The 8921-nt window shown below is 65.0% G+C and carries 8 protein-coding genes; 4 read left to right on the top strand and 4 right to left on the bottom strand.

From position 1 onward, the window contains the following. The 3 genes from ABZD10_RS10920 to ABZD10_RS10910 all read left to right on the top strand — a co-directional run. On the top strand, positions 1 to 925 hold a 925-nt coding region (locus tag ABZD10_RS10920), incomplete at its 5' end, for an SEC-C metal-binding domain-containing protein (protein WP_372886470.1). A gap of 97 nt (positions 926 to 1022) precedes the next feature. Further along, positions 1023 to 2138, top strand: coding sequence for a hypothetical protein (locus ABZD10_RS10915; protein ID WP_372886469.1), 1116 nt, complete (start codon positions 1023 to 1025; stop codon positions 2136 to 2138). 23 nt (positions 2139 to 2161) lie between these two features. Beyond that, positions 2162 to 3721: a phosphate ABC transporter substrate-binding/OmpA family protein gene (locus ABZD10_RS10910; protein WP_372886467.1), complete on the top strand. Its 1560-nt coding sequence runs from the start codon at positions 2162 to 2164 to the stop codon at positions 3719 to 3721. Here ABZD10_RS10910 and radC read toward each other — a convergent pair. The 3 genes from radC to dnaK form a co-directional block, all read right to left on the bottom strand. Further along, complete coding sequence (gene radC / locus ABZD10_RS10905; RefSeq protein WP_372886466.1) at positions 3718 to 4479, bottom strand: DNA repair protein RadC; 762 nt, start codon at positions 4477 to 4479, stop codon at positions 3718 to 3720. The genes ABZD10_RS10910 and radC overlap by 4 nt on opposite strands. Positions 4480 to 4580: 101 nt before the next feature. Continuing rightward, entirely contained in the window at positions 4581 to 5729 is a 1149-nt protein-coding gene (dnaJ, locus tag ABZD10_RS10900; RefSeq protein WP_372886465.1) for a molecular chaperone DnaJ, read from the bottom strand. 77 nt (positions 5730 to 5806) lie between these two features. Beyond that, positions 5807 to 7717: a molecular chaperone DnaK gene (dnaK, locus tag ABZD10_RS10895; RefSeq protein ID WP_372886464.1), complete on the bottom strand. Its 1911-nt coding sequence runs from the start codon at positions 7715 to 7717 to the stop codon at positions 5807 to 5809. Positions 7718 to 7933: 216 nt separating this feature from the next. Between dnaK and ABZD10_RS10890 the strand changes: the two genes are divergently transcribed. Beyond that, positions 7934 to 8557, top strand: a complete 624-nt coding sequence (locus ABZD10_RS10890) for an alpha-ketoglutarate-dependent dioxygenase AlkB (RefSeq protein ID WP_372886472.1) — start codon at positions 7934 to 7936, stop codon at positions 8555 to 8557. Positions 8558 to 8587: 30 nt separating this feature from the next. Here ABZD10_RS10890 and ABZD10_RS10885 read toward each other — a convergent pair. Continuing rightward, a partial coding sequence (locus tag ABZD10_RS10885; protein ID WP_372886463.1) for an ABC transporter permease occupies positions 8588 to 8921 on the bottom strand: 334 nt, incomplete at its 5' end.

The raw sequence follows: 8921 nt of genomic DNA, 5'->3' as shown, positions 1-8921 counted from the left end.
GGAGCGGCTCGACCGGGTGCTGTCGACACTCGGCATGAAGGAAGGCGAGGCCATTGTTCACCCCTGGGTCAACAAGTCCTTGGAAAAAGCCCAAGCCAAGGTCGAGGGCCGCAACTTCGACATTCGCAAGCAGCTGCTGAAATTCGACGACGTGATGAACGAACAGCGCAAGGTGGTCTTCGGCCAGCGCCGCGAGATCATGGAATCCGAAGATATCTCGAACATCGCCCGCGACATGCGTCACGAGGTGATCTCGGATCTGGTCGACCACCACATGCCGCCCAAGACCTATGCCGACCAATGGGACACCGAGGGGCTTTACGCGGCGGTCATCGAACAGCTGGGCATCGACACCCCGGTCATCGAATGGGCCCAGGAAGAGGGCGTCGACGACGAAGAGATCACCGAGCGGCTGGAAAAGGCCGCCGACGAGATGATGGCGCAGAAGGCGGTCAGCTTTGGCGCCGACTCGATGCGCATGATCGAAAAGCAGGTGCTGCTGCAGACCATCGACAGCAAGTGGCGCGAGCATCTCCTGACGCTCGAGCACCTGCGCTCGGTCGTCGGTTTCCGCAGCTATGCGCAGCGCGATCCGCTGAACGAATACAAGACCGAATCCTTCCAGCTGTTCGAGAGCATGCTCGACGGGCTGCGCGTCGACGTCACCCGGACGCTGGCCAATATCCGGCCGATGACCGAGGAAGAGCAGAAGCAGATGGCACTGGAAATGGCGCAGCAGCGCCAGATGCAGGAGCAGGCGGCAATGGCCGCGCAGGCAGGCGCCGATGGTGCGACGCCCGCCGCCGATGCCACCGCGGGTTTTGATGAAAGCGATCCGTCGAGCTGGGGAAATCCGGGGCGAAATGCCCCTTGCCCCTGCGGTTCGGGCAAGAAATTCAAACATTGCCACGGCCGCCTGGCCTGACCCGGCCGGACAGACAATCACCCAAAGGGCGCCACAACGGCGCCCTTTTTTCTTGGCATCAAGACAGGCGGGACAATCCGTTGTTTTGGAGCCAGACATGTTCAAGAGTAAGCTCAGCTTCGCAAACCTGCCCGATCTCGGAAAGACGATCGGCGCCGCAAGGAACCTCGGCTTCGCCAGGAAGCTGGGGCTTCGCAAGGAACTTCGCACCTATCGGCGCTTTGCCGTGGCCGGTGCCGCGCTCTGTACCGCCGTGTCGGCGGGCTTTCTGATGAAATCGAGCGAACCGGGCTATGCCGCGCAGACCCCGCCGGGTTCGGTTGCCTCGCCGGTATCGGCCATGGCGACCCCGGCGCGTCTGCCGGGCGCGCCTGTCGCAACGACCCCGGGTGATCACGACCTTGCCTTGCTGCCCAGCCCGCCAGAGGACATGCCGCCGAGGGCGGACCTGCCGGACGAGCCGGTCGTGCTTCTGGTGTCGCGCGACCTGCCCGTCGGCGCGCTGCCCCGCGAGGAAACCACGCCCCAGCTCGAATGCGACTCTGCGCTGATCGCCGATGCCTCGGCAGCGGCCATGGTCCGGCTTTCGCTTTCGGCGCCCTGCCAGGCCGGCGAGCGCGTGACCTTCCACCATGGCGGCCTGAAGTTCACCGAGATCGTCGGCGGCAACGGGCGGCTGGATCTGGTGATCCCGGCGCTTGGCGAACAGGCGGTGTTCGTGGTGACCTTTGCCAATGGCGAGGGGGTCGCGACCCGTACCGAAATCAGCTCGCTGTCGCTTTATGACCGGGTTGCGGTGCAGACGACCGGCGACAGCGGAGTGCAGCTGCACGCGCTGGAATTCGATGCCGATTACGGCAGCGCCGGCCATGTCTGGCGCGATCAGCCGCGTGACGTCACGGCGGTTGCGCATGGCAGCGGCGGCTTCCTCACCCGGCTCGGCAACCCCGATGCCCCCGAGGCGGCGATGGCCGAGGTCTATACCTTCCCCAGCAGGTCTTCGGCCGGTGCCGGGCTGGTGCGGATCAGCCTCGAGGCCGAGATCGGCCGCAACAACTGCGCCCGCGACGTGTCGGCCACGACCTTCGAATTGCGCCAGGACGGCGGATTGCGGGTTCGCGAGGTTTCGCTAAGCGTGCCCGACTGCGATGCCGCAGGTGAATTTCTGGTGTTGAAAAACCTGATGGAAGACCTGACAATCGCCGCCAACTGACAAGTGTTCGCGGGAATTATCTGATGCACAAGTTTCGTGCGGCGTGCTGCGCCGCACTTTTCCTTTTGGCGGGCCTGTCCCCGGCCGCGGCGCAGGATGTGACCCTGCGCTCGCAGGACGGATCGGTCGAGATCAGCGGCACCCTGCTGGGGTTTGACGGCGAATTCTACCGGGTTCAGACCGTCTATGGCGAACTGACCGTCGATGGCACCGGCGTCAATTGCGAGGGCCCTGCCTGCCCGAGCCTGACCGACTATATCGCCGAAGTGTCGATTTCGGGCGCCGCGACCATGGGCGAGGTGCTGATGCCGGCGCTGATCGAAGCCTTTGCCCTGCGCAACAACTACAAGGTGTCGCGGGCCACGGCCGACGCCAACCGGTTCGACTATCAGCTGAGCGACGGCGCCAGCGGTGCGGTTCTGGCGCGGTTCCGGTTCCGGGCCAGCAATTCCGATGAAGGCTTTGCCGACCTGCTGGCCGACGAGGCCGATATCGCCATGTCCCTGCGCGAGATCAGGCCCGCCGAGGCGCGGCGCGGCTTCGAGGCCGGGCTGGGGGATTTGAAAGACGCCAACCGCAGCCGTGTTCTGGCCCTGGACGGGATGGTGCCGGTGGTCTCGCCCGGCAACCCCGTGCGGGCGCTGTCGCCGATGCAGCTGGCCCAGGTGTTTTCCGGGCAGATCGACAATTGGGCCGCTGTCGGAGGCCCGGATGCGCCGATTGCCCTGCATATGATGACAGTGGGTTCGGGGCTGGCGCAGGCGGCCGAAGACCAGCTTATGAAGCCGGTCGGACGTAGGTTTTCGGCGAAGATGACCCGCCACAAGCGCAATGTCTCGCTGGTTTCGGCGGTGACCCGCGACCCCTTTGCCATCGGCATCGCCAGCTTTGCCGATACCGGGAACGCGCAGAAACTGACCCTTGAAGGGGCCTGCGGTTTCTCGCTGACCGCGTCGCGGCGCACCATCAAGACCGAGGACTACCCGCTGACCGCGCCGATGTTCCTGTATTTCCCGGCCCGGCGCCTGCCCAAGATCGCCCGGGCCTTTCTGGCCTATACCCGCAGCCCCTCGGCTCAGATCGTGATCCGCCGCGCCGGCTTCGTCGATCAGTCGCCCGAAGAGGTGCCGGTCAACCTTCAGGGCGATCGTTTCGCCAATGCGATCTCGGTCGCCGGCCCCGATGTCTCGCTGGAAGAGCTGCAACGCATGGTGCGGCGTCTCGGGCCGATGAAGCGCCTGACCACCAGCTTCCGCTTTCAGGCGGGATCGACCCGGCTGGACGCCCAGTCGCGTTCGAACGTGCAGCAGCTGGCGCGCGCCATCGAGGCCGGGATCTATGACGCACGCAAGCTGGTCTTCGTCGGCTTCAGCGATGGCGAGGGCGCGGCGGAAAGCAACCGCCAGATCGCCCAGAAGCGCGCGGAAACGGTGCGCAAGGCGGTGGTCGGCGCGGCCGAGACCGCGAATTTCGACCATCTGACACTCGAGGTCGATGCCTTCGGCGAGGCGATGCCCATGGCCTGCGATGACAGCGCCTGGGGGCGGCAGGTCAACCGCCGGGTCGAGGTCTGGCTGCGTTAGAGATAGCCGTCCGAACGAAAGCTCAACTCGCGCGACTTGCCGATGATGAGGTGATCGTGAAGGGTGATCCCCATCACCTCTGCCGCCTCCTGGATCTGCCGGGTCATGGCGATATCGGCCTCCGAGGGGGTGGGATCGCCCGAGGGGTGGTTGTGGACCAGGATCAGCGCGCTGGCGCTGATCTCGAGCGCCCGTTTGATCACCTCGCGCGGATAGACCGGCACGTGATCGACGGTGCCGCGCGCCTGTTCCTCGTCGGCGATCAGGATGTTCTTGCGGTCCAGGAACAGCACCCGGAACCGCTCGGTCTCGCGATGGGCCATGGTGGTGTGGCAATAGGCGATCAGGGCGCCCCAGCTGCTCAGCACCGGGCGTTGCAGCACCCGCGAGCGGGCCAGCCGGTGGGCCGCGGCCTCGACGATCTTCAGTTCGGCAATCACCGCCGCGCCGACGCCGCGGATCTCGGCCAGGCGGTGCTCCGGGGCCGACAGCACATGGTTGAAGTCGCCAAAGGCCCCGAGCAGCTGGTGGGCCAGCGGTTTGACATCGTGGCGCGGCAGGGCGCGGAACAGGATCAGCTCCAGCAATTCGTAGTCCGGCAGCGCCTCGGCGCCGCCGTCGAGAAACCGCGCCCGCAGCCGCTTGCGATGGTCGGCGATATAGGACGGCAGCCGCCCCGGCGGCAGCGGGGTGGCGGGCGCCTCGTCCGCGGGGAACAGCGGCAGCGCCCGTTCGGCAAGGGCTGGCGGATCGGACATGGCCCCAGCCTGCCGTGGCAGGGTGAACAAATCCTTAAGGCGGCCTGAAAAACAAAGGGCGCCGAATGCGGCGCCCTGTTGCAAAAGCTGTCAGCCCGGTGTCAGCCCTTCATCGAGTCCCAGAACCCCTTGACCGACTTGAAGAAACTGCTGCCCTCGGGGTTGTTGTCCGAAGACAGGTCTTCGAACTCGCGCAGCAGTTCCTTCTGGCGGCTGGTCAGGTTGACCGGCGTTTCGACGGCCATCTCGATGAACATGTCACCGACCCCGCCGCCGCGCAGCGCCGGCATGCCCTTGCCGCGCAGGCGCATCTGCCGCCCCGATTGCGAGCCGGCCGGAATGCGCACCCGGCTGCGGCCGCCGTCGATGGTCGGCACCTCGATGTCCCCGCCAAGGGCGGCGGTGGTCATCGACACCGGAACCCGGCAGAACAGGTTGTTGTTCTCGCGTTCGAACAGCTTGTGGGGCGCGACCTCGACAAAGATGTAAAGATCGCCCGACGGGCCGCCGCGCATCCCCGCTTCGCCCTCGCCGGCAAGGCGGATCCGGGTGCCGGTCTCGACACCGGCCGGAATGTTGACCGACAGGGCGCGGTCCTTTTCGACCCGGCCCTGACCGCCGCAGGTCTTGCAGGGGTTCTTGATGATCTGACCAAGGCCGGAACAGGTCGGGCAGGTGCGTTCGACGGTGAAAAAGCCCTGCTGGGCCCGCACCTTGCCCATGCCCGAACAGGTCGGGCAGGTGGTCGGTTCGGCGCCGCCCTCGGCCCCCGAGCCGCTGCAGCCGCCGCATTGCACCGAGGTCGGCACGTTGATGGTTTTCTGCAGGCCGGAAAAGGCATCTTCCAGCGACACCCGCAGATTGTAGCGCAGGTCCGAGCCGCGCGCCGCGCGCTGGCGCCCGCCGCCGCGTCCGCCGCCGCCCATGAAATCGCCGAAGAGGTCGTCGAACACGTCGGAGAAGGCGCTGGCGAAATCGCCCTGACCCGGGTGACCGCCGCGCGGACCGCCGCCGCCCATGCCGTTCTCGAAGGCGGCATGTCCGAAACGGTCATAGGCCGCTTTCTTGTCGCCGTCCTTCAGAACCTCATAGGCCTCGTTGGCTTCCTTGAACTTGTTTTCGGCCTCGGGGTTGTCCTTGTTGCGGTCGGGGTGCAGTTCCTTGGCCTTCTTGCGATAGGCCTTCTTGATCTCGTCCGCAGAAGCCCCCTTGCTGACGCCGAGCACTTCGTAAAAGTCACGTTTTGCCATGGGTTACTCCTTTGGCCGGAATGCCTAGGGGCCGATCCGGCAACCGGACCGGCCCCAAGTCATTGCCGATGGCGCGTTCAGCGCTTGTCGTCGTTCAGGTCCTCGAAATCGGCGTCGACGATATCGTCGTCGCCCGGACCCGCGTCGGCGGCTTCCGGCTCGTCCGCGGCCTCTTCCTGGCTGGCCTTGTAGATCGCCTCGCCAAGTTTCATCGCCGCTTCGGTGACGTTCTGCACACCCGAGGTGATCTTGTCGGCGGTGATGTCGTCCTTCTCGAGATCGTCCTTCAGCGCCGCGATGGCCAGCTCGATCGCCTCGACCGTGGTCGGGTCGACCTTGTCGGCATGCTCCTCGATCGACTTCTCGGTCGAGTGGATCAGCGATTCGGCCTGGTTGCGGGCCTCGATCAGCTCGCGACGTTCCTTGTCGGCCTCGGCGTTCTCCTCGGCGTCCTTGACCATCTTTTCGATGTCCTCGTCCGACAGACCGCCCGATGCCTGGATGGTGATCTTCTGTTCCTTGTTGGTGCCCTTGTCCTTGGCACCGACCGACACGATGCCGTTGGCGTCGATGTCGAAGGTCACTTCGATCTGCGGCATGCCGCGCGGCGCCGGCGGGATGTTCTCGAGGTTGAACTGGCCGAGGATCTTGTTGTCGGCGGCCATTTCACGCTCGCCCTGGAAGACGCGGATGGTCACGGCGTTCTGGTTGTCTTCCGCGGTCGAGAAGATCTGGCTCTTCTTGGTCGGGATGGTGGTGTTGCGGTCGATCAGGCGGGTGAAGACGCCGCCCAGGGTCTCGATGCCCAGGCTCAGCGGGGTCACGTCGAGCAGCACCACGTCCTTCACGTCGCCCTGCAGAACGCCGGCCTGGATGGCCGCGCCCATGGCGACAACCTCATCCGGGTTCACGCCCTTGTGCGGTTCCTTGCCGAAGAACTTGGTGACTTCCTCGATGACCTTGGGCATGCGGGTCATGCCGCCGACCAGAACCACCTCGTCGATCTCGTTCGCCGACAGGCCGGCGTCTTTCAGCGCTGCCTGACAGGGTTTGATCGACGCCTTGATGAGGTCGCTGACCAGCGATTCCAGCTTGGCGCGGGTCAGTTTCATCACCAGGTGCAGCGGCGCACCGTCGGCGCCCATCGAGATGAACGGCTGGTTGATCTCGGTCTGCGAGGTCGAGGACAGCTCGATCTTGGCCTTCTCGGCGGCTTCCTTCAGACGCTGCAGGGCCATCTTGTCTTTCGACAGGTCGACGCCGTTTTCCTTTTTGAACTGCTCGGCCAGGTAGTTGACGATGCGCATGTCAAAGTCTTCACCGCCGAGGAAAGTGTCGCCGTTGGTCGACTTCACCTCGAACAGGCCGTCGTCGATCTCGAGGATGGTGACGTCGAAGGTACCACCGCCAAGGTCATAGACCGCGATGGTGTGGCTGTCTTCCTTGTCGAGGCCATAGGCCAGCGCGGCCGCGGTCGGCTCGTTGATGATGCGCAGCACTTCGAGACCGGCGATCTTGCCGGCGTCCTTGGTGGCCTGACGCTGGGCGTCGTTGAAATAGGCGGGAACGGTGATGACCGCCTGGGTCACCGGCTCGCCGAGATAGCTTTCGGCGGTTTCCTTCATCTTGCCCAGGGTAAAGGCCGAGATCTGCGAGGGCGAATACTTCTCGCCGCGGGCTTCGACCCACGCGTCGCCATTGCCGCCGTCGACGATCTTGAACGGCACCATCTTCTTGTCTTTTTCGACGGCCGGATCGTTGACCCGGCGCCCGATCAGGCGCTTGACGCCGAAGACGGTGTTTTCCGGGTTGGTGACGGCCTGGCGTTTCGCCGGCTGGCCGACGAGACGTTCGTCATCCGTGAACGCCACGATCGACGGGGTCGTGCGGGCCCCTTCCGAGTTCTCGATGACCTTGGGCTGCGAGCCATCCATGATGGCTACGCAGGAGTTGGTCGTACCGAGGTCGATACCGATAACCTTGCTCATGTTTTTGAATCCCTTCTGACTTAAGGCGATGTTCCAAGACGTGGACCCGTTTTGGCATCCAAGCCCCGATCCGTTTGCCGCCGACCGGTGGTCGGAGGCGCTTCGCAGGGTATATAGGGAGGCGAAAAAGGCGCTGCAAGCATTCGATTTCGCAAGGGTGGACGGAATCAGGTGTTTTTTCGCCTTCGCTGAATCCGCGAGGAAAGAAACTTGGCCGTGCCGCTGAACATCAAGGGTTTTCGGATCTATCCGGGCTTTCTGGATTCGCTCCGGCAGGCGGCCGTGGTGACGGATCTGCGGCGGGTCGTGGCGCTGGCGCCGCTGCTGTCTCCGGTGACGCCGGGCGGCCGCCGGATGTCGGTGCGCATGACCTCGGCGGGGCGGCTCGGCTGGGTCACCGACCGAAGCGGCTATCGCTATCAGGCGCGGCATCCCGGCGGTCAGGGCTGGCCGGCGATCCCCGAGAGCGTTCTGGCGATCTGGGATGAGCTGTCGGGTGTGCGCCGCGCGCCGGACTGCTGCCTGGTGAACTACTACGGCCAAGGCGCCCGCATGGGCATGCATCAGGACAAGGACGAAGGCGATTTCGACTGGCCGGTGGTCTCGGTCTCGCTGGGCGACGAGGCGCTGTTCCGCATGGGCAACCCGTGCCGCGGCGGGCGGACCGAGTCGCTCTGGCTGCGCTCGGGCGACGTGGTGGTGATGGGCGGTGCGGCGCGGCTGGCCTATCACGGCATCGACCGGATCCGCTTTGGATCGTCGCGGCTGCTGCCGAAGGGCGGGCGTCTCAACCTGACCCTGCGGGTGGTGGGGCATGAGAAGATGCCAGAAACACCCTGAGCGGCAGCGGCCGGCAGGGCCGCAGGGGTGTTACTGCCGTGCGCTCCAGCTCAGCGAGGCGCGGCGGCGGGTGTAGAACTCGCCCATCAGCCCGAGCATCAGAAACACCACCCCGAAAAGGAGCGGATATTCGATGCTGGTATTGCGCGGGGCGTAATTGATGAAGGCAAAGCCGCGCGACTGGTCGATGCTGTGGAAAAGCGGGTTCCAGTCGAACATGTTCAGCATGAAGGTCGGCAGGGTATTGGCGACGAACATCTTGCCCGAGGCAATCATGTTGGCCCGCTGGTAGACGGTGGTGAGAATGCCGACAAAACCGGGGAACCATGGTTTCAGCGCCAGCAGCACCATGCCGATGCCGATG

The organism is Shimia sp., from assembly GCF_041624275.1.
Classification (GTDB): domain Bacteria; phylum Pseudomonadota; class Alphaproteobacteria; order Rhodobacterales; family Rhodobacteraceae; genus Shimia.
The sequence above is the reverse complement of the archived record's forward strand: the minus strand, read 5'-3'. Positions and strand labels throughout refer to the sequence as shown.